The sequence below is a fragment of the Oceanospirillum maris DSM 6286 genome (assembly GCF_000422865.1).
GTDB lineage: Bacteria > Pseudomonadota > Gammaproteobacteria > Pseudomonadales > Halomonadaceae > Oceanospirillum > Oceanospirillum maris.
Genome location: NZ_AUGW01000019.1, coordinates 37,917 through 58,921 on the forward strand (window position 1 = coordinate 37,917; position 21,005 = coordinate 58,921).

Consider the following 21,005-nt stretch of genomic DNA (forward strand, 5'->3'; position numbering starts at 1 on the left):
AACCCCCCAAGAGGTGATACTAGATGTGCGGAATCGTCGGCATTGTTGCCAATAGCAGTGTAAATCAGGCCATATATGATGCCTTAACTGTCCTACAGCACCGAGGACAGGACGCTGCAGGTATGATGACTTGCCAGGATGGCCGGTTTTTTCTGCGTAAAAGCAATGGCTTAGTGCGTGATGTTTTTCGTACGCGTCATATGCAACGTTTACATGGCAATATCGGTATTGGTCATGTGCGTTATCCAACGGCTGGCTCTTCCAGCGAGGCAGAATCACAGCCTTTCTACGTAAACTCTCCATACGGTATCGCATTGGCGCATAACGGTAATTTGACTAACTCTAAGGATCTTGCTGAAGAGTTATTCACGACTGATTTACGTCATATCAACACCACATCAGATTCCGAAGTGTTGCTGAATATTTTTGCCCATGAACTAGGTAAGCAAGGTTTACAGTTAAACCCTGAAGATATTTTTGATGCAGTACGTCGGGTACACCGTCGCTGTAACGGTGGCTATGCGGCAATCTCTATGATCAGTGGTCTAGGGCTTGTAGCCTTCCGTGATCCTATGGGCATTCGTCCAGCGGTTTATGGTAAGCGTGAAACGGAACAGGGCACTGAGTATATGGTGTCTTCTGAGAGTGTTGCTCTTGATGTTCTCGGCTTTGATCTTGTGCGTGATATTGCACCTGGAGAAGCGATTTTCATCAGCAAAAGTGGTGAAATTTTCACCCAACAGTGTGCTGATAATGCCAGTACCTTCCCTTGCATCTTTGAACATGTTTATCTTGCGCGTCCAGACTCTATTATGGATGGCATTCATATTCATAAGTCCCGTATGCGCATGGGTACAAAACTGGCGGAAAAGATCAAACGTGAACGGCCAGACCACGGTATTGATGTTGTGATTCCTATTCCAGATACCAGCCGAACGTCTGCTTTAGAGCTTGCTCATGATCTTGGCGTAACCTTCCGTGAAGGCTTTATTAAGAATCGCTATATTGGTCGTACTTTTATTATGCCTGGTCAAACCGAGCGTAAAAAATCGGTACGTCAAAAGCTGAATGCCATTGATCTGGAGTTTGAAGGCCGTAATGTTCTGCTGGTCGATGACTCTATCGTTCGAGGTACAACGTGTCGCCAGATTATTCAAATGGCGCGTGATGCCGGCGCTAAGAATGTTTACTTTGCTTCCGCAGCTCCTGCTGTTCGTTACCCTAATGTGTACGGCATCGATATGCCTTCAGCGGAAGAGTTGATCGCCCACGGCCGCACAGACGAAGAAGTGGCTGAGAAAATTGGTGCGGATTGGTTAATCTATCAAGATCTTGAAGACCTGATTGACTGCGGTAAAGAAGGTAATCCTGAGATCGACGGTTTTGACTGCTCTGTATTTAACGGTGAATACGTGACCGGTGACATCGATCAAGCTTATTTAAATCGTATAGAAGCAGAGCGCAATGATGATGCTAAGCAGGATTCAAATCCCAAAGTGGACGTTGTGATCGATATGCACAATGACAGCACCGAAGATTAATACAGGTAGGGGATGTTATGCCAGATTTTGATATAGACGCACAGGACTGGGGACTAGAGACACTTGGTGTTCGCGCAGGGCAAACGCGCTCCCATGAAGGTGAGCATAGTGAGGCGATCTACCCGACTTCAAGCTTTGTTTTTGCTTCCGCAGAAGAAGCCGCTAAACGTTTTGCAGGTGAAGAGCCAGGCAATATTTACTCGCGCTTTACCAACCCAACGGTTCGTATGTTCGAGCAACGTATCGCGGCCCTTGAAGGTGGTGAAAGAGCAGTAGGTACTGCTTCAGGCATGGCTGCTATTCTTAGTACCTGTATGGCCTTAATGGAAGCGGGCGATCATATTGTATCTTCACGCAATATTTTTGGCTCAACCACGACCTTATTTGAAAAATACCTAAGAAAATTTGGTATTAGCATCAGCTATGTGGGTTTGCAGGATTACCAAGGCTGGGCGGATGCGGCCAATGACAATACGAAACTGTATTTTCTAGAGACACCGTCTAACCCTGTGTGTGAGATTGCGGATATTCGCAAAATTGCGGAAATTGCTCACAGCAAAGGCGCCAAGCTTGTAGTGGATAACTGCTTCTGCACCCCTGCTCTTCAGCGTCCTCTCTTATTGGGTGCCGATATCGTGACTCATTCGGCAACGAAATACCTGGATGGCCAAGGGCGTTGTGTCGGTGGTGTGGTTGTGGGTAATAACGACGATATGGAGCAGGTTTTTGGCTTTATTCGCTCTTGTGGCCCAAGTCTTAGTCCGTTTAACGCCTGGGTGTTCTTGAAGGGTTTAGAAACATTGAATCTTCGGATGAAGGCCCATAGTGAGAACGCACTAACGCTGGCAACGTGGCTAGAACAGCAGCCTCAAGTTGAACAGGTTAACTACGCAGGTCTTGAATCTCATCCTGATCATCAATTGGCCTCTCAGCAGCAGAGTGCTTTTGGTGGTGTTTTATCGTTTAAAGTACGTGGCGGTAAAGAGGGTGCTTGGGCGGTGATTGATAACACTCAGATGATGTCGATTACGGCTAACTTAGGTGATGTGAAAACAACTATCACTCACCCTGCGACGACGACTCATGGGCGTATTAGTCAGGAAGACCGCGATGCTGCGGGTGTCGCAGATGGTTTGATTCGGATCGCAGTAGGACTAGAAACGCTGGAAGACCTAAAAGCAGATTTGGCTCGGGGCTTGGCTAAAATCTAAACAGGGTTTTCAGTTTTTAAAAAGAAAATGAAAAGGGGCTGCTTCATTGTTATAGACGCAGCCCCTTTTTTCTATTTAGTTCTAGTTCAGCTTTTAGCGCAGAAAGAAAACAATTCGTACTTGGCTTTTAAACGCGATCTCACCGGGCTGGTAATCGGCCTGTGGTTGCGGTGCGCTATCGGCCATCATCATGACTTCTTTACGGGCAACGGGCATTGGGCGACCGGTGCCAACTTCTTCAATCGTGAAGGCTTTGCCTACTTTTTGACCTAGCTGGCGGGCCATGCGTTCTGCCTTGTCTTTGGCATTTAGTACCGCGCTGGCTAATGATTTTTGCTGTAGAGCATCAGCTTGGCTATGGGAAAATACCACTTGAGCCATAGAGTCAACCTTGGCTGAAAAAACGGCATCTAGAACATCAGGGTATTCATTTAAATCACGAATCCTAAACTGCATCACTCGGCTTACTTTCGTGCCGATCTGCTCGCGTTTATTATTTTCCCAGCGATATTCTGGCTGAATACGGACCTGGCCCGCTTCAATATCTTTGTCATCTAGGTTAAAGCTACGAATAGCCCGCAAGAGTTGTTCGCTACGGCGCTCAACATTATCACGGGCTTTGGATAAGTGAGGGCTCACATTTTCAAGGGTTAAGCTCAAGGTTACTTGATCTGGCAGAGTGTATTCAACGCCCTCTGCTTGAATGATAATATGGGGTTGCTCTGGTGCTTGGGCCTGTACATTGGCAGCCAGCGCCATCCAGAAAAGGCTAGCAAAAGCGATCATGGTTTTTTTCACAGTGTGTATCCTTTCTTTATCAATAAATTGGTTTGATCAGAACAAATCGAGCATTTTAAGGGTTTGCTTTTAAGTCACTTATCTTTGGCTACAGATTAACTCATTTTTGCTACTTTGATTGCATGATGAATCATCGGGATTATTTGTTATTGGAAGCATGCAAGGCAACAAAGTTCAGCACAATCAATCAACGAGGTTTTTGTGATTAGTTTTATTTTAGGTGGTGCACGCTCTGGCAAAAGTGCTTTAGCAGAGAAGATGGCCAACGAAAGCGGCTTGCCCGTACATTATTTAGCCACAGCCCAAGTCTGGGATAATGAGATGGCTGATCGTGTACGACATCATAAAGCAAGCCGTCCATCTGAGTGGCCTACCACAGAAGCGCCCCTTGAAATTCTACCGGTTATTGATCATCACGCTCAAACGGGCTGTGTACTACTGGATTGCTTGACGCTATGGATGACCAACTTACTCTTGCTTGAGGATGATGCGCAACTGGCTTTACGTCAGCAAGCTTTTTTGGACTATTTAGCTGACGGTGTTGCAGGACATCTTATCTTAGTCAGCAACGAAGTCGGGCATGGCATTGTACCGACGAACAAACTTGCCCGCCGGTTTGTTGATGAAGCAGGGCGTTTGCATCAACGTATTGCGGCGCTAGCAGACCAAGTGGTGTTTGTGACTGCCGGTATTCCTCAGTATTTGAAAGGTTAAGGGTCTGTTTTTTATTCAATAGCGCTTATTTCTTACGCTAACGTTTTAGAGCCTTCTTAATGCAATACCTCGATTTTAGTATTGGGCTTTTTGATTTTTCCTATCGGAATCTGAGAGATCAGCATCCCCGTTAACATTAAACCGCAGCCGACTAACCCTTGCATATCTAAGCGTTCATCTAAAAGCAGATAGCCGCCAATGACGGCAAAAACAGCTTCAAGGCTTAAGATAATTGCCGCATGTGAGGCAGGCGCTGTTTTTTGAGCAAAAACCTGCATCGTGTAAGCAACGCCAACCGATAGTAATCCAGCATAGGCAATGGGTAGCCAAGCGCTGCCAAGATTGGCGAATGTTGGGCTTTCCATAAAGAGTGCCGCCCCAAGGCTGATTAATCCGCAGGTAAAGAACTGTACAATGGATAAGCGTAGCGCATCAGCTTGAGGTGACAACCAACCGATAATAAGGACATGTCCCGCCCAAAAAAGCGCACCGATCAGCTGCAGCAGATCACCATAGGATAGGCTAAAGTCATCAGTAATACTCAAAAGATATAAACCGACAACGGCCAATATTGCGCCGATCCATGTGTTACGACCTGTCCGTTGACCCCAAATTAACGCCAGCATGGGTACTAATACGATGTACAGACCCGTGATAAAGCCTGCCTTACCTGCGGTCGTATACTGTAAGCCCACTTGTTGCAGTGTTGCCCCCATAAACAATAAAGAGCCTGCAATTAAGCCGCCTTGCATCAGGTTGAGTCTGAATTTACCTTCCGCAGGTTTGATCGGTGTTGGTTTTAAGATAAAAAGTAGCGGTAGTAAAGATACCGCGCCTAATAAAAAACGGGCCGCGTTAAAAGTTAAAGGACCAACATGATCCATGCCCACCCGCTGTGCGACAAAGGCAAAGCCCCAGATAGCAGCGGTTATAAGTAGCATAAGGTCGGAACGCAAAGTACGTGTCTGCATAAGTCACCGCTTCCAGTTAATGAAACTGATTTTGTTTTAATTGGTGTGAAAAAAGACTGATAATTCTATCAGAGGTTAGGCTTTTCGGTTGAATTCTTTTGCGTGGAAATAACAACATTTCTTTCAAGGTTTTATCTCTGCTAGCCTTACTAAAGAAATGTAAAACCGCTATCCTAGCGCAAGCTATTTTCAGAGGGTTTTGGTGACTGGTGGCGGGATGATAATCTAAAGGAACGGATGGTCTAGGCAATAAGGTTTATTTTAAACATGCTGTTGAACCGAAACCGCTGATGTCATCTACAAGCGTGTTTTTCTGTAGGCTAGGAGCAAGAATGCAATATCGTATGGACCGCGGTTTATTCAGTAATTTTGTCTATATTCTTCTGTTGCTGCTGGCGGGTATTTTACTGTTATTGAATATTGACTTTGCTCCAGAGAAAGAGCTTCGTATCAAGAGTGAGCAAGGAGAGATGGAGCTTGCTTTTTGGTATCCCGAAAGTAGCCCGCCGTTGAAACTTAAGAATGCTTGGTTGGGCTTTCCTGATCAACTATTAACACCGTCAGAAGTCGAAAATAGCGTGCAAAGTGCTACCGTTGTTTATTTTCCCAATGTGTGGCAACCGCCGGGCCCTCGCCGTCATGTGATGACTTATACCTTACTTTTGAAACATGTACCTGCCGATATCAAGCTGGGTTTGAAAATCCCTGAGATTAAAAATAGCTTTCGTCTTTTTTTGAATGAACGAGAAATTGCTGTAGGTGGCTTTCCTAGCAACGATATAAGCCATAGTAAAGGGTACTTTGGTGATCGTATTGTAGGGCTTGGGGTTTTGCCGTCAGAGGTTCGTTTGACCTTGCAAGTCAGTAATTTTGGTCATAGCCGTGGAGGCGTACACGGGGCACCTGTGCTTGCAACTCAAGAACATTGGACGCATTACTACCGCTTTAATATTCTGGTGGAATGCGTTGTGATTAGCTTGGCGCTTATCGCTGGTTTTTTGATGTTGTTTGAATATTATTTAGTGCCAGAGCATAAAGAGCTGCTTTGGATCTCTTTATTTTCTTTGGTTCTAGCGGGCTACATCGGCACGTCAGGTTTAGGTAGTTTTGCTACATTAATGCCTCGCTTTCCTTGGGAGCTGGGCGTCCGTTTGGAATACATCGGCTTTGCTACCGCCATTCCTCTATTTCTTAATTGGCTTGCCTCGCTTTATAAACAAGATATTCAGTATCGCGTCATACGCTGGTGCTCTTGGGTCTCTTTAGCATTAACATTTTATATTATGTTAACGCCTAGCAATCTGTTTACAGGTCTTTTGTATGGGCTGCTGGCTTATATGTGTGCCTGTATTGCGTTGGCAGCCTGGATGATGTTCACGCTATTCTTGCGTAATCGCTCCGGTATCCGCGTTTTGGTCTTTGGCGCTTCGGCGTTAATGATTGGTATTTTTCATGATTTGATGATTTTTTTAGGCGTTATCCAAGGGGTTGGTGTACTTGGTTTTTGTGTCCTTGTATTTTTGGTTTCCCAACTTGGCTTTTTAACGTTTTATCGAACTCAAGAACAGATTCGTATTTTGGATTTAAATACGTCATTACAGGACACAGCGGTAGCACTTAAAACTCAAATAGACGTGCGTAGCCATGATTTAGAATTCCGTACGGCAGAGTTGGAGCAGTGCAAAGAGAAGTGTCAGCATTTACTGAATGAAGATGAGCTAACAGGTTTGATGAATCGGCATCATTTTTTAGATTTGATCGAGCGCCGGTTAGAGCGTACGCCCCGTTTGGGGTTTTCTCTTATTATTGTTGATATTGACCATTATAAGTTGATTGTTGACCTCCATGGTCGTGAGTTTGCCGAGAGTATTTTGCAAAAGATGGCAAAAATTCTTGAGATCGCCTGTGATAATCATTTTGATCGTATTCCGGCTCGTTATGGTGGCGATGAATTTATTCTCTGGCTTGGTCGAAGTGATCCAAAAGAAGCGGAGGCCATCGCCCGAGATATACGCTTATCTGCTGCTAGGATGCAAATAACATTGCCTTCGAGTGTCGCTCTTTCAAGCATGTCTCCTTCAACCTCAGTCCTTTCAAACACCAGCCATGAGCAATACCACTTTACCGTTTCAACGGGAGTTGCCTCGACTGATGGCGTGATGCGAGATTTGAATGCGTTACTAGCAGAGGCAGCGGATTCCGTGCATATCAATCGTATGCGGCGCTCTAAAAAGACATCAAATATGCAAGGGGCACGCAAATAATGAATATTATAGCGTTCCTCGTACGGACTATTGTTCTTGGTTTATTCTCTATCAGTGCTTTTGCAGATTCTATTACTGCGGGTAACTCTTCTACCGTTGGGGCAAATAGCTCTGTTACCAATAGCCCTCTTGCAAACCATAGCTTTATAAGTAGAGGCATTTTTACAAACAACCGTATGGTAAGCCGCTCTGAGCCTAAAAGTGCCCAGCAGGGGGTGATGGATTTAACGCATTGGCGTATCGACTTAAAGCCAACAATTGAATTATCCGGTGAGTGGCTCTTCTATGAAGATCAACTGTTAAGCTTAGAGGATTTATCCGAGCAGCCAATACCGGGCAATAAAACCTTCCCTACGCCTTTATTAAAGTGCTCCTCCCCCTTTACTCTTCATAAGCCTTCTGAATCTGGTGGGATAGGTCATACTATCGAAACCCAGGAAGGCCAAGTTTCACTATCAAACCTGCGAACTGCTCTACTGCATAAAGGCTGTGTTGCAACTTACGTGCTGGAGCTTCGACAGATTCCAACACAACCGTTAGCGATTATGATTCCTGAGCTGAGTACTGCCTTTGAGTTAGCTTGGAATGGACAGGTGATTGCTACCGGTGGCGTCGTGAGTGACCTAAGTCGTTTTTATAAGCCCTATGTCGGGCACCGTATTGCAACCTTGCCTATTTCTGAAGGACGGGCGGTTTTAACCTTACAAGTTGCAAACTGGGTGGGTGCGGACAGTGTCTCGCGCAATCTTATTTTAGGTGATGCGTCGGTATTACAGGCTCAATATGCACAAGGTGAGTTATTAGAAGCCTTAAGTGCGGCTATAGCCGGTATTGGCGGACTGCTACTAATGATTCAACAAAAGGCGCGTCGACGTTATGAAAAGGGTTTATGGGGGTTAGCCGTTTTCAGTTTTGCGGTTTTAATTTATACGGTTACTGAAGGGTTCACCGTTTTAGGCTGGCTAATTAATGAACCGAGTTGGGCTGGTGTTGTTCGTGTTAATATGATCAGCCAGAATATGTTTGTACCGAGTATTGTTATTTGGCTTAGTAGTACCTATAACGGGATGTTTCCGCGCTGGTTTTCTAAGCTTATGTATGTCCAGTTGATGATTTGCATACCCGTGTTGTTACTCATACCTATGGGCTGGTTGATCGCACTAGAGTCGGCACAGATGTTAATGAACTTAGGGGCAGGCCTTACAGGCTTTTTGTTTCTCTTGCTGTACCGGTATCAACAGACTGTCCATAAAATGTGCGGTTTGATTATTACTCTGATATTTGTTCTTGTATCCGCGATCCACGATGTGCTGCTTTATCAGCAACTTATTTATGGTATGGATTGGTTACCAATGGGGTTTGTTTGCTTTGTTGTTGGGCAAATTTTCCTTTTGGCGGTACAACGGGCAAAGCATCATGCTGACCTTGAACTGATAAACCAAAAGCTTTCGACCACTCAAATGCAGCTTGAATCCAGAGCTGAAATTTGTACTAACGCCCTTAAAGAAAAGATAGAAGAGCTAGAATCTGTCAGGGCTGAACTACGCTATTTAAGTCGCAATGATGGTCTAACAGGTTTGTTGCGCGAGCAAAGTTTTATGACCGAGTGTGGGTGGATTTTATCGGAGCATCAGGCTTTAGATGAATCGGTTAGTGTAATTTTACTCGATATTGATCGTTATAAACATATTAGCGCCATGTTTGGCCCTATCGCTGCCGATCAAGCGATGAAAGATGTGGCCCGCCTGTTAGAAAAATGGGCGGAGGATGAGCGGTGGTGCTGTCGCTTAGAAGGGGAGTCTTTTGCGATTTTTCTTCCTATGATGGATGAATATGAAGCGATTCGAGAAGCTGAATGGCTACGCCTGAGGATTTCGCAGCGTTCAGTCTTAGTTGAAAACCTATCGGATACTGGGCAGCAATTCCATATTACCGCCAGTTTTGGTGTTAGCACTTTCCTTTGGAGTGATGCGGATATTGGAAATATGATGAACGCGGCAGAAAGCGCCCTAAATCAGGCTAAGCTGCAAGGGCGCAATTGTGTGGTTAGCTATAACAGTCTTCAGGTCTTAGATGATGGGAGCAGAGAGCAAAGTTAAGAGATCGTTGGTTTGCATAACGATTATTTAGACCCGTCAGGCATTAAACGGAATGCCGGTGAGTTGGCTTAACTGGTTTAAGTCGAGGCTGGCTTCTAGGGCATCGGCCATGCGTTCAATAGATGTTTCGTGTAGCGCAGTGATATCAAAGGTCTCGGCTTGTGCTAAACCTGCCCATTGTAGAAAGGCCTGACATGCTTCTGGTTGGTCGAACAAACCATGTAGATAGCACCCCGCAACTTGGCCATCCTCTGATATACCGCCATCCATACTGCTAGCCTGTGTGGTGACGCTATTTATGGCGGCTGAGGTATTTACGGTTGAGGTGTCTATATGCAGTAAAGGTTGTTGTAAGGCTGCACCTTGGGTTATACCTGCGTGAATTTCGTAGCCGCTAACATTAATTTTCTGATTCTCTGTTGAGCAAAAAGCATCCGCCAGCCAGCCATGAACATTTTTCAGTTGTTTCTCTGGTGCCAGTGTCGTTTCGGTCGCTAAAAAGCCTAAACCTTTCTGACTACCGGCAGAGCCTTCAATACCTTCTGGGTCATGAAGCCACTGCCCTAACATCTGCCAGCCACCACAGATCCCCAGCAGTTTTCCGCCATAGCGTAGGTGACGATTTAAATAGGTTTCCCAGCCCTGACGTTTAAGCCAGAGCAGGTCCGCTTGTACGCTTTTACTACCCGGTAGAATCACTAAATCCGCTGGTGGTGGTGTTTCATCTGGGGCGATAAAGTGGAAATCAACCTGTGGATGATGCCGTAGTGGGTCAAAATCCGTATGGTTGCTGATACGAGGCAGTAACGGCACGATAACGCGAATTTGGTCTTTGTGATGGCTTTGATCTGGCGCGCTATTGACGCCGTCTTCTGCTTCAAGACAAAGGCCATGTAGGTAAGGAATAACACCCAAAACGGGCTTATTGGTGCGCTCTTCAAGCCAGTCATTTCCGGGTTGTAATAAACCAATATCCCCCCGAAAACGGTTGATAATAAAACCTAAGGTTCGTTTTTGCTCTGATGGAGAGAGCAGGTCTAGAGTACCGGTTAGGTGGGCAAAAACTCCGCCTTTATCAATATCGGCCACGATGGCTACAGGGCAATCTACCGCCTCAGCAAAACCCATATTGGCAACGTCTCGGGCACGTAGGTTAATTTCGGCAGGGCTTCCAGCACCTTCCACAAGAATAACATCATACTGCTCTTGTAAACGGTGATAGCTTTCTAGTACGGCTTTCATCGCCTCTGTTTTGTAATGATGGTAGATCCGTGCGTCCATATTGGTGATCGCTTTACCTTGAATAATCACCTGTGCGCCCGTATCAGAATTAGGCTTTAGCAGTACCGGATTCATATCGGTATGCGGTGCTAAAAAACACGCCTGCGCCTGCGCGGCCTGTGCTCGGCCTATCTCTCCACCATCCACGGTTACGGCGCTATTGAGCGCCATATTTTGCGGCTTAAAGGGTGCGACCTTAATACCTTTACGTGCCAATAGGCGACATAAACCCGTGACCAACGCGCTTTTGCCTGCATCGGAGGTGGTGCCTTGAATCATCAATGTTTTACAGCGCGTCGTTCCGGGGGGAGTCATAGTGGTTCTTGTCTCTATTTTTGTCTTTGATGGAGGCTTTGTTTAACGGTGTCTTTGCCCAACGATGCCAATGTGGATTGATTATCTCTGAGAGGTCGGTTGACCTAAGAGGGCTATTCAGGGATAAGCGCGATATAATAGCGCACTTTTTTCTGCGGGCGGCCAATTTTAGTGAATGTTGGTCGGCGGATAACTGTCGAAGTGGATAAACACCAAGATATAAATAACCAACGAGGTGGCTATGGGGTTGTACGGGCCTGAGATTATCTTTTTTGCGCTTTGGCTGGGCTGGTGGCTGGATAGGCGCTTGGGTGAGCCAATGTTTTGGCATCCTCTGGTGGGCTTTGGTCGCTTGGTGCAATGGATGGAACTCAGTTTAAACCCCAAGGCACAGGCTTTAGCCGATAGCGCCAAAGAGTCGAGTCATGGATTGATGCGGAAGCAGATACCTAATCAAGCATCTAAACCGGAGCAGTTTTTAGGCTGTCTCGCTTTGGTGTTAATGGTGTTGCCTTTAACCTACGGGCTTTGGTTCTTACTGGCGGGGCTGAAGGAACAGTCTGTTTCTGAGTTGGGTTATTGGTATGATTTTTTTGCGATATTGCTACAGGGTGCTGTGCTGTATATCGCTTTAGGAGCTAAGAGTTTAGACCAGCATTTAGAGCAGATTGAACGCCCTCTGCTAGCGGGTGATTTAGAGCAAGCCCGTTACTATGTTAGCTGGATTGTGAGTCGTGATACGGCGGATATGAATCAAATGCGGATCACTCGAGCGGCGATTGAGTCGGGCCTTGAAAATGGTAGTGATGGTGCTTTTGCTCCCATATTCTGGTTTTTAGTTGCAGGTGCCCCCGGAGTGCTTCTGTATCGCTTAAGTAATACCTTGGATGCCATGTGGGGATATAAAACAGCGCGCTTTCTAAGCTTTGGCTGGGCCGCTGCTCGGTTCGATGATCTGCTAAACATTGTCCCTGCTCGGCTCACGGCGTTACTTTATGCGGTTAATACGCCCTTGGGGTGGGCGGGATTTAAAGCGAGTTTGGCTTGTTGGCAAAAACAAGGGGGCAACTGGGAAAGCCCTAATGCAGGGCCGGTTATGGCCGCTGGAGCGGGAGCGTTAAAGATTCAACTGGGTGGCGGTGATACTTATCACGGTGTTTGGAAAGAGCGGCCCGTTTTAGGTTTAGGGGCTGACCCTGTCATTGACGACCTACCCCGTGCGCGGCATTTAATTAAGCGAACGTTACTTAGCTGGATGCTTCTTGGTAGCAGTGCGGTGTTTATCGTTGGGCTGCTGTGATGAGTCGTAATCAACGTCAGACTGTCCATGCATCCGTCCAAGCACCTGTCCATGGTGGGGATCTTAGTCGTGCGAAGCGAGCCTATCCAGAACAAAAGCAATGGTTGGATTTATCCGCGGGCTTAAATCCAAATCCTTGGCCTGTTCCTGATATTCCGCAGCATTGCTTTCAACAATTACCGGATGGTTACGATGCACTGCTGAGTGTGGCTGCAGATTATTACCAGCATGAACAGCTTTGCCCGCTTAACGGTTCTCAGCAGGGAATAGAGCTGTTACCTGTTTTGTATCAGATTTATCAGCAAGAATTTGTAGCTAATCCGGGATGTCTTAAGCGAGTAGCAGTGCCGATAGAAGGTTATGCGGAACATGCTTGGTGCTGGCAAAAAGCTGGGTTTCAGGTGTTTTATTATCGGGCAACAACACCTGAGGCGTTAAGCGCATGGGCTGATAGCTGTGATATTTTAGTGGTGATCAATCCCAATAACCCCACCGCTCAATGTTTTAGCCGAGAAACCTTATTGGCTTGTCATCAAATATTGGAAGATAAAGACGGTTGGCTGATTGTTGATGAAGCTTTTGTTGATGCTTTTGATGATACCCAGAGAGCCTTATTCAGCGTGGCAGATAAAGCCAGTGATTCTTTGTTAGTTTTGCGCTCTATCGGCAAGTTTTTTGGTTTAGCGGGTATTCGTAGTGGTTTTTTATTAACGGGTGAATGCAATCTTAATCTTTTGAGACGTTTACTGGGGCCTTGGTCAATAAGTGGTGTTACCGCGTGGCTGACAGAGCAGATGTTGCGGGATACCCGTTGGCAGACCAGTACTAGAATGGCGTTAGCCGATACGAGTGATTATCTTGCAAAGTTGCTAGAGTGCTTCTTGGTTAACGAAGGCGTCGTGAGTCGCTCATCGGTCATTGGCAAGACGCCTTTGTTTGTCAGTCTTTTGTTGCCAGGCCCGCAGCCTACAGAAGATGCTTCTGGTAAAATATCGGTGGAAGAGATCCAGCAACGTCTAGCGGAACAGGGCGTTTGGGTTCGTTGTTTTAACCATCAAGGTAGTCCTGATCGGTATTTTAACGACAGTGGCCGCTTGCGTTTTGGCTTACCTAAAAGTAATCACGAACGTGATCAACTGACCCGTGCATTAGTAGGTATGAGACGGCGGTAGGTATTAAACTGCAAAGGCTGAACGTTAACTCTTTATAGCTTTCTATAACGTTTTATAGCGTCTTATCTTCTATAGCTTTTTATCTAGGCAAAAGAAATATCACTGTTTGTGTTGCTTATAAGTTGCTTTTAATAGATTTCTTAATGAAGTCTTTATTAGCATCTTATGGGGCTTTATATGAGGTTTTTTATTAGTATCTTTTTAAATAGCCCGTGTATTCATTCGATCTATTTGACTGACTAGGGGAAGGTTCTAGTCAGAGTGACAAATCAATTGAGTTTTAGTAAGGATTAAACAACACAACTAGAACCATTAATGCGCCCAATACTAGTAGCGTATCAATAATCCAGCGGGCAGGTGTTCTTTTCGGCTTCTTTCGCATTTGCGGTTGCACTTGTGCGCCGGCTTTCCCTTTACCCGCTTGGCTCTTGCGGCCTTTGGTTCCATTGCGACTTTGATTGGCGCGAGTATGCCCACCGGCCATTTTCCGCTGTTTTCTAAACTCCTCATTGCGCTTTTTTTCTTCAAACTCTTGTTTTTTCCGAAGGGCATCTTCCTTCAGCTTTCTCATATTTTGCATCTAAAACCTCAGACATCAATACGGCCATGATAGGGCCGTATTTAATTCCTTATTCGTCATCCTTGTACTTGTGGGCACTATAACACGGTAAAAAATAGTGTTATTTACCATCCTTAGTGATCTCGTAGCAGGGATTATACTCTGTTCCTGGCAGTTTCATGCGTTGTTGTTGCACAAAAGATTGTAACAGAGCGTCAAGAGGCTCCATTATGGCTGGTTCTCCGTTGATCTGGAAGGGGCCGAGCTGTTCTATTGCTGTAATACCTTGGGCTTTTACGTTACCTGCAACGATACCTGAAAATGCTCGACGAAGATTTGCCGCTAATAGATGAGGCGGTTGATCTAAGTGGATATTCAAACTGGCCATATTTTCATGGCTTGGCTCAAAGGGTTGTTGAAACTCTGGGCTGATTTTTAGCCGCCAGTTAAAATAAAACGCATCACTGCTGACTAGGCGAGACTGTTCTACTTGATCTATACCAGTGACCATCTCCCTTGCGACACGGACAGGATCATCAATAATAATTTTGTAACGCTGTTGGGCTTGATAGCCTAGGGTTAGGCCGATAAATTGGTTGATTGTTTGCCAGTATTCTCGGCTGCTTTCTGGTCCGGTAAAGATAACGGGGAATGGCAAATCATCATTTTGTGGATTAAGCAAAATCCCAAGAAGATAAAGAATCTCTTCTGCGGTGCCAGCTCCACCAGGAAAAACAATAATACCGTGACCGACTCTAACAAAAGCTTCTAGGCGCTTTTCAATATCGGGCATGATCACCAGTTCGTTTACAATAGGATTAGGGGATTCTGCGGCGATGATGCCCGGCTCAGAGATACCCAGATAACGACCATGGCTAATGCGCTGCTTTGCATGGGCTAGGTTTGCCCCTTTCATCGGGCCTTTCATTGCCCCTGGGCCACAACCCGTACAAATGTTCAGATTACGAAGACCGAGTTCGTGGCCAACGCTTTTAGTATAATCATACTCTAACCGACTGATTGAATGGCCACCCCAGCAGACAACCATATTAGGCTTTGTATTCGTTTTTAAGGTGCCTGCATTACGCAAAATATGGAAGATAGCATCGGTGATGCCATCGGAGTCATTCAGGTCAAAGCGGCTATTGTGCTCAACTTCACTGCTCACATAGACAATATCGCGCAGTACAGAGGAAAGATGCTCTCGGATACCTCGGATCATAGAGCCATCAACAAAAGCGCTGGCTGGCGCTTGAGTCAGATGGATTTTAATACCTCTATCCTGCTGTAAAACTTCTATATGATACTGCTGGTTCTGTGCGAGAACAGCTTTACTGTCATCGGTGTTACTACCGCAATTAAGCACCGCTAGAGAGCAACCTCGCAATAATTCATACTGCCCATTTTCAGAGGTACATTTTAAGCGGTTAACCTCTGTTTGCGATAAAACCTCAAGACTGCCTTCTGGCGAAATCTGTGTGTCGATGCCTTTTTTGGGGTCGTATTCTGCCATCTCAATGTCTCCTGTCACCTCTGCTAATTATTATTTTTTGCCTAGGTGTTTGCTATCAATTTAAGCGGCAGTGGCTTGCTGTTTAGCCTCTTGCCACAGCTGCAAAATTTCCTGTTGATCGGTATTGCTCATTTTGTCATCGGTGAATACCTGACTTAACCAACGTTCAAAACAGGCATCAAAATCGGTTTCAGGTTCAACATACTCAGCCACCAAGGTGAGCTGGGGTATTAAATAACCCAATGCAAAAAGTTGCTCCTCTTTTGCCTGTATTTCCATCTGTTTTAATACGACGGCAAGTTGATCTGCGCGCTGGCTAAAAGTTTGCATAAGAGCCTCTGGGTGTTGTTAGCGGTTGGTTCCGGTTTATTCTAAGGTTAAGAGGCATAACATGCTGTTTAATATAATGTTAATAACCATCTATGACATAAGCATAACACCGCCAGCAAAATAAATAACAGCCTCATAACGATGTCATCATGAGCGGGTCGTTAACACGTTACATCGCCAACAGCGAATAAAGGATAAATAGAAAAGGGGTGATTAAGTCAATATGAGGCTTATCTTTTAGTCGCATACGTTGGTACGGCGTTATGGTGGCTCTGGTGCTGCACCGATGCTATCAAACGCATGTTTCAAAATGCGGTAACCCATGAGCGGTGTAGCCTTCCGGTTGATAGGTTGAATTATGACTTGTAAGTCATTGATTTTTATTGATGAAGTATGACCTCTTGGTCATTGTGGACTCTGACCAAGGTCTAATATGTTGCATACGCGAAAAACAAGTACAAAGCCTGTCATCATGCTTTTGATACGGAACAATCAAAACTATAAACCGGTATCAGCGTGGATAAATTAACCAAAAAAATAAATTGATAATTTGACAGGTGCAACTGTGCTATTAAAACGCAATCATGGCGAAGAACATCCGTACTGGCCGTTAGGTCCGTTTAAAATACGTCTGCCTTTTATTCATTACCGCTGGGAAATGGCTGAAACCGTTCAAGGCATGGTGATGTTTGTTGTCGGTATGGCGATGATTCCTCTGCTACAAAAATATTTGGGTTTGCCCTACGATATTGCTCTAGCCTATGTGGTGGTTTGTGGTATTGGCTTTATGCTACCTAACCTTTTAGGTGTGCCTTTTGTTCCTGGCTGGATCACACCGGCTATTCCTGTGGTTTTACTTTTCATTGGCGATTTTGAGCCTGGCCCAGATGCTATTAAGGCTTTGGTCGCACTGCAGCTAATGGTCACGGCGATCTTTATGTTTATGGGGGTGACTCGCTTAGGTTCTAAGCTGGTGAACTCCATTCCAGACTCGATCAAAGCAGGTATTTTATTAGGTGCCGGTATTGCTGCTATTAGTGGTGAAATCAGCGATGGTGGTCGTGCTTTTAATACCCCTATTTCTCTGGGTATTGGTGGTTTGATTACGGCTTATGTGCTGTTCTCTCTATCGTTCCGTGGTTGGGTGGAGCAACATCGCTGGGCAAAGGCTATTGCGGGTTACGGCATGGTTCCTGGTATGTTGATCGCGATGGTTATCGGTTGGAGTGTCGGTGAATACGCACTGCCGGAGGTTGAGATGGGTATCTCTTCACCTGATTTTGTCGGTATTTGGAACTACCTTCCTTTCACTATCGGTATGCCTGGTATTGATCTCTTTATTGCCGCGATACCAACGGCGATTATTGCTTATATTATTGCGTTTGGTGACATTATTGTTGGCCAGAGCCTGCTTAGTCGTGTAGACCATCTGCGTCCTGATGAGAAAATTGAAGTTGATGTTGACCGTGTTCACCTTGTGACGGGTTTACGTAATTTAATGCACTCTTTCTTTGCGCCTTATCCGGGTCTTGCTGGGCCATTGTTTACCGGTGTTATGGCAACGATTGCAGAGCGCTATCGTTATGGTCGTGGTGCTATGGATACTATTTATTCTGGTGCCGGTGTTTTCTGGATTATTGGTTTTATCGCGCTGTTTATTCTGCCACTGATTACACTGTTCAAGCCGGTTCTTCCGATTGCATTGTCGATTACACTGCTGATTACAGGCTATCTATGTATCGCTGTTGCTGTTGAACAGATTGAAAGTGCAACCTCTATGGGTGTCGCCGGTATTATGGGCGTTGTCCTGTCGGTACACGGTGCTGCTTGGGGCTTAGGTGTTGGCCTAGTGCTTTACTTCCTGATCGAGCATCGCAGCAAAAATGCCGCTAAGGATACTGAAGAGATACATGTTGAAGAGGATGCCAAATCGGTTGATTAATGGCTAGCGCCGTTCCTTAGGAACGGCATCCTTGAGTAAATCTAAAACCCCACTTGTACGAAAGTGGGGTTTTTTGTGTCTATAAGAATCAATTAAAGTATGATTGCATCACCTGATTAACGTTATGCTAAAAATAATGGTGCTACCATCTTTCATATCTAATGCAAATATAGCTGTATTCGTAGATTGTGGCTTGTGGGAGGGGCGGTTTGTGTAGGGAGAGGTTTGTGTCATCGTTTTAAAGGAACTAAGAATCAGCGATTTTATTAATCCGTTAGGAGGTCATTCCCTCGATGAGTAGTTACAGTAAAATGAGTTTAAGATGGCAGGTAGCTTTGCCGATTTTTTTGTTGGTTCTATTAATCGCCCTAGAAGGTTTCTTCGGAGTAACAGGCTTAGATCGAGTTAGTGAACGGTCGGAACGGATGGCCTCTCAATTAACGCCAGCGACCAGCGCGATACTCAATGCTGACAGAGATCTTTATCAAGCCGCCGTTGCTTTAAGAGCGTATGTCACTTCTCGTAGGCAGGGGAGCTCGGTTGATGCTGCCTTAAATGATTTCAATGAGAACGTTCAGCAGGCTGTTGACCGTATGGTTTTTGCGCACGGTTTAGCTGCTGATGCCGGTGTTGCCGTTAAGCCTAAAGAGCACTTTTATCAGGCTGTCAATAAATGGAAAGTGCATGCGGCTCAGGTTATGTCTGCCGCCGATGCAGGTAACAATGTTGCGGCGCATCAGCTTATGATCAATCAAGAAGGGGCTAGCTTTTCAGCACTGCGTGATCGGTATGATGCCTTAGGTGAACGGATAGACCAAATCGCTTTGCAGTTAAGTTCTGAGATTATAGACGTTCATCAGCATGAGAAAACGGTTGTATCTATCATTATGCTGGTGAGTATTTTGATCGCAATGGTTGCGATGATTTTTGTGCCTAAGTTAATTGCTCAACCGCTGCTTAACTTGGAAACAATAATGAAAGATCTTGCCGGTGGTGGCGGTGATTTAACACAGCGCTTACCCGCTGATGGCAATAATGAAATTGCTAAGCTCGCTAAACAAGTGAATCGGTTATTGGGGTTTCTTCAAACAATGATTGCAGAGGCTCAAGACCATGTGCGTGAAATGGAAATGGCGGTTACGACACTAACAAACAGCGCGGATAAAACCGGCGAGAGTGCTGTTTATCAGCATCAAGCTGTCACTCAGGTGTTGACGGCGGTTCACCAAATGCAGCAAGCCATTCAAGAGATCGCGACAAGCGCTCAGAGCACATCTATCGAATCCGATCGTGCTAATCAAGATGTTGTTACCTCAAGTCACGCCATTAAAAATTCATCGACGCAAATTCACACCCTATCTGAGGATATGGCGCAAGCCGTGTCATTGATTACAACTCTTGAAACAGAAAGTAACAACATTGTGTCTGTTTTGGATGTGATTGGTGGTATTGCGGAGCAAACGAATTTATTAGCTTTGAATGCGGCTATTGAGGCTGCTCGAGCCGGTGAGGCAGGGCGAGGTTTTGCAGTTGTTGCGGATGAGGTGAGAACCTTGGCCTCCCGTACCCAAACATCGACTCAAGATATTCAAGCCATGATTACTCGTTTGCAGCAAGGGGTGGCGGGGTCAGTCGCTGCGATGCAAGGCGCTAGCGAACAGGTCGAAGCAACGGTAAATAGTGCGCAAATGGCTTCTGATGCCTTGGATAGTATTGTCGGCGGGATTAATACGATTAACAGCATGTCTGCCCAAATTGCTACGGCAACAGAAGAGCAATCCGTTGTGGCGAATCATATGAATGATACGGTGCATGATATTAGCGAGAAATCGAACCAGCTGTCAGAGCTTGCAGGTAGTACTCGTAGTGCTGGCGATGAGCTAAGCCGTTCTGTTCAAGCGGTTGCGGGCCATATGAATCGCTTTAAAGTATAGGTTTAAAATGAAACATGCAGGCCTGCCCACGCTTATAACGGAGTTAGCTGAACCAATATGCCAAAGCGTGGGTGATCAATGTAATGCAGATCGCCACTTCTCATTCTGCGAGATTGTATCAGTGGAATCGTATGTTCGACTCGATATTGGCGCAGCCCGAGTAGCTCCAATGATGGGTTTGGTGTCGATAGGCTATTTTGATCCGCTGGTAGACTATTCTGATTCATTGTAGAGCTATTATGTTGGCCTGCATCAGAGCTGTTTTCTGAGCTTAAAAGCTTGTCGATATTCGGATCTTGGCTCTGGATTGTGCTTTTGTTGGCCTCAAATTTCCGTAGATAAAGCTGCGTATCTAGGTGTAAATATCGAGCAACAGACAGACGAATATTACCTTCTAGCTCGAAAAGATTATCGTATTTATCGCCCCCTGTGATCTGAATAGGTATGCTGTTTTCACGATCATATACGGGCATATTCCATCCTTTATGAAAAAGAATGCGGAAATTTTTTCGATAAGCTAGACGATTGCTTTGGCGAGTCAGTCGCAGTTTACTTTTTGGTAGATAGAAGAAATCTGGCTGACGGTTATTGGCTATGTCAGCCCGTTGCCTTTGATTTAGAGGTAAGACGCCAACAGGCACTTCTACCATTGTTGTGATGCCTTGCTCGTCAGCCTGAGCTTGGGTTTCTGTTTGCGGCTGAGTTGTTGCGAGCAGTCGCGTGTTAATATCGCTGGTGTCATAGAGTTTTAAATAGGCGCTGGGTTGTTCTATTTGAGTGTCATCAGGCCAGCTTTCAGATAAACCTTCTTCTTTCTCTTCATAGCTGAATACCACCATTTCTACCGCATAGCGTCGAGCCTCCTTGGCGAAGACCTCGACACTTGTAAGTAAAAAAAATAATGCGCCTGCAAGGCTAAGCCATCCTGTAAACGATTTTATATTCCAATGCTTATTACTCGAGTACTGGCTATTTGAGTGCTTGGCATCAAGGTGTTTAACGTTCGAGGCTGGCGCGCCTAGGGATCTTATCTGTTGATTTAATAAAGTCATTGTCGTCAT

16 protein-coding genes are annotated in these 21,005 nt (G+C 45.5%); 9 read left to right on the top strand and 7 right to left on the bottom strand.

Annotated features, from left to right (window positions below):
- Window positions 1-23 precede the first annotated feature (23 nt).
- Both purF and G517_RS0108820 read left to right on the top strand, forming a co-directional pair.
- Complete coding sequence (purF, locus tag G517_RS0108815) at window positions 24-1,541, top strand: amidophosphoribosyltransferase (protein WP_028304101.1); 1,518 nt, start codon at window positions 24-26, stop codon at window positions 1,539-1,541.
- Window positions 1,542-1,558: 17 nt separating this feature from the next.
- Window positions 1,559-2,752 carry an O-succinylhomoserine sulfhydrylase gene (locus G517_RS0108820; RefSeq protein WP_028304102.1) on the top strand — a complete coding sequence of 398 codons (1,194 nt, stop codon included), beginning with the start codon at window positions 1,559-1,561 and terminating at the stop codon, window positions 2,750-2,752.
- A 93-nt stretch (window positions 2,753-2,845) separates the two neighbouring features.
- On the opposite strand, the gene G517_RS0108825 is transcribed toward G517_RS0108820, so the two are convergent.
- Window positions 2,846-3,550 (bottom strand): SIMPL domain-containing protein, encoded by a 705-nt coding sequence (locus G517_RS0108825; protein WP_028304103.1) that lies wholly within the window; start codon window positions 3,548-3,550, stop codon window positions 2,846-2,848.
- A 201-nt stretch (window positions 3,551-3,751) separates the two neighbouring features.
- Here G517_RS0108825 and cobU point away from each other — a divergent pair, with 201 nt between their 5' ends.
- Complete coding sequence (gene cobU, locus G517_RS0108830; protein ID WP_028304104.1) at window positions 3,752-4,264, top strand: bifunctional adenosylcobinamide kinase/adenosylcobinamide-phosphate guanylyltransferase; 513 nt, start codon at window positions 3,752-3,754, stop codon at window positions 4,262-4,264.
- 56 nt (window positions 4,265-4,320) lie between these two features.
- Here the strand turns inward: cobU and G517_RS0108835 are convergent, their stop codons facing one another.
- Window positions 4,321-5,235: a DMT family transporter gene (locus G517_RS0108835; protein ID WP_028304105.1), complete on the bottom strand. Its 915-nt coding sequence runs from the start codon at window positions 5,233-5,235 to the stop codon at window positions 4,321-4,323.
- A gap of 332 nt (window positions 5,236-5,567) precedes the next feature.
- Here G517_RS0108835 and G517_RS0108840 point away from each other — a divergent pair, with 332 nt between their 5' ends.
- A complete protein-coding gene (locus G517_RS0108840) occupies window positions 5,568-7,499 on the top strand; it encodes a sensor domain-containing diguanylate cyclase (RefSeq protein WP_028304106.1) in 1,932 nt (643 codons plus the stop codon).
- Entirely contained in the window at window positions 7,499-9,598 is a 2,100-nt protein-coding gene (locus G517_RS0108845; RefSeq protein WP_028304107.1) for a GGDEF domain-containing protein, read from the top strand. The genes G517_RS0108840 and G517_RS0108845 overlap by 1 nt, the downstream gene beginning before the upstream one ends.
- A gap of 36 nt (window positions 9,599-9,634) precedes the next feature.
- Here the strand turns inward: G517_RS0108845 and G517_RS0108850 are convergent, their stop codons facing one another.
- On the bottom strand, window positions 9,635-11,194 hold the full coding sequence (locus tag G517_RS0108850; protein WP_028304108.1) for a cobyric acid synthase: 1,560 nt from the start codon (window positions 11,192-11,194) through the stop codon (window positions 9,635-9,637).
- 241 nt (window positions 11,195-11,435) lie between these two features.
- On the opposite strand from G517_RS0108850, the gene G517_RS0108855 reads away from it, so the two are divergent.
- Window positions 11,436-12,494, top strand: coding sequence for a CobD/CbiB family cobalamin biosynthesis protein (locus tag G517_RS0108855; protein WP_051206253.1), 1,059 nt, complete (start codon window positions 11,436-11,438; stop codon window positions 12,492-12,494).
- Entirely contained in the window at window positions 12,494-13,666 is a 1,173-nt protein-coding gene (locus G517_RS18480) for a threonine-phosphate decarboxylase (RefSeq protein WP_051206254.1), read from the top strand. Before G517_RS0108855 ends, G517_RS18480 begins: the two co-directional genes overlap by 1 nt.
- Before the next feature lie 280 nt (window positions 13,667-13,946).
- Here G517_RS18480 and G517_RS0108865 read toward each other — a convergent pair whose 3' ends face one another.
- The 3 genes from G517_RS0108865 to G517_RS0108875 all read right to left on the bottom strand — a co-directional run bounded on the left by G517_RS0108865 (window position 13,947) and on the right by G517_RS0108875 (window position 16,068).
- Window positions 13,947-14,246, bottom strand: coding sequence for a hypothetical protein (locus G517_RS0108865; RefSeq protein ID WP_028304110.1), 300 nt, complete (start codon window positions 14,244-14,246; stop codon window positions 13,947-13,949).
- Between the two features lie 100 nt (window positions 14,247-14,346).
- Window positions 14,347-15,738: a nucleotide 5'-monophosphate nucleosidase PpnN gene (gene ppnN, locus G517_RS0108870; protein ID WP_028304111.1), complete on the bottom strand. Its 1,392-nt coding sequence runs from the start codon at window positions 15,736-15,738 to the stop codon at window positions 14,347-14,349.
- 60 nt (window positions 15,739-15,798) lie between these two features.
- Window positions 15,799-16,068 carry a YfcL family protein gene (locus tag G517_RS0108875; protein ID WP_028304112.1) on the bottom strand — a complete coding sequence of 90 codons (270 nt, stop codon included), beginning with the start codon at window positions 16,066-16,068 and terminating at the stop codon, window positions 15,799-15,801.
- A 565-nt stretch (window positions 16,069-16,633) separates the two neighbouring features.
- Between G517_RS0108875 and G517_RS0108880 the strand changes: the two genes are divergently transcribed.
- On the top strand, window positions 16,634-18,010 hold the full coding sequence (locus G517_RS0108880; RefSeq protein ID WP_028304113.1) for a hypothetical protein: 1,377 nt from the start codon (window positions 16,634-16,636) through the stop codon (window positions 18,008-18,010).
- Between the two features lie 293 nt (window positions 18,011-18,303).
- Window positions 18,304-19,944, top strand: coding sequence for a methyl-accepting chemotaxis protein (locus G517_RS0108885; protein WP_028304114.1), 1,641 nt, complete (start codon window positions 18,304-18,306; stop codon window positions 19,942-19,944).
- Window positions 19,945-19,976: 32 nt separating this feature from the next.
- Here the strand turns inward: G517_RS0108885 and G517_RS0108890 are convergent, their stop codons facing one another.
- Window positions 19,977-21,005 carry a CsiV family protein gene (locus G517_RS0108890; RefSeq protein WP_084632148.1) on the bottom strand — a complete coding sequence of 343 codons (1,029 nt, stop codon included), beginning with the start codon at window positions 21,003-21,005 and terminating at the stop codon, window positions 19,977-19,979.

What these genes read in the sequence shown, in the direction of transcription:
- G517_RS0108885 (WP_028304114.1), top strand. Translation starts at nt 18,304, where the DNA reads ATGAGTAGTTACAGTAAAATGAGTTTAAGATGGCAGGTAGCTTTGCCG.
- G517_RS0108840 (WP_028304106.1), top strand. Translation starts at nt 5,568, where the DNA reads ATGCAATATCGTATGGACCGCGGTTTATTCAGTAATTTTGTCTATATT.
- G517_RS0108890 (WP_084632148.1), bottom strand. Translation starts at nt 21,005, where the DNA reads ATGACGACAATGACTTTATTAAATCAACAGATAAGATCCCTAGGCGCG.
- G517_RS18480 (WP_051206254.1), top strand. Translation starts at nt 12,494, where the DNA reads ATGAGTCGTAATCAACGTCAGACTGTCCATGCATCCGTCCAAGCACCT.
- purF (WP_028304101.1), top strand. Translation starts at nt 24, where the DNA reads ATGTGCGGAATCGTCGGCATTGTTGCCAATAGCAGTGTAAATCAGGCC.
- G517_RS0108855 (WP_051206253.1), top strand. Translation starts at nt 11,436, where the DNA reads ATGGGGTTGTACGGGCCTGAGATTATCTTTTTTGCGCTTTGGCTGGGC.
- G517_RS0108820 (WP_028304102.1), top strand. Translation starts at nt 1,559, where the DNA reads ATGCCAGATTTTGATATAGACGCACAGGACTGGGGACTAGAGACACTT.
- G517_RS0108850 (WP_028304108.1), bottom strand. Translation starts at nt 11,194, where the DNA reads ATGACTCCCCCCGGAACGACGCGCTGTAAAACATTGATGATTCAAGGC.
- G517_RS0108835 (WP_028304105.1), bottom strand. Translation starts at nt 5,235, where the DNA reads ATGCAGACACGTACTTTGCGTTCCGACCTTATGCTACTTATAACCGCT.
- G517_RS0108875 (WP_028304112.1), bottom strand. Translation starts at nt 16,068, where the DNA reads ATGCAAACTTTTAGCCAGCGCGCAGATCAACTTGCCGTCGTATTAAAA.
- G517_RS0108845 (WP_028304107.1), top strand. Translation starts at nt 7,499, where the DNA reads ATGAATATTATAGCGTTCCTCGTACGGACTATTGTTCTTGGTTTATTC.
- ppnN (WP_028304111.1), bottom strand. Translation starts at nt 15,738, where the DNA reads ATGGCAGAATACGACCCCAAAAAAGGCATCGACACACAGATTTCGCCA.
- G517_RS0108865 (WP_028304110.1), bottom strand. Translation starts at nt 14,246, where the DNA reads ATGCAAAATATGAGAAAGCTGAAGGAAGATGCCCTTCGGAAAAAACAA.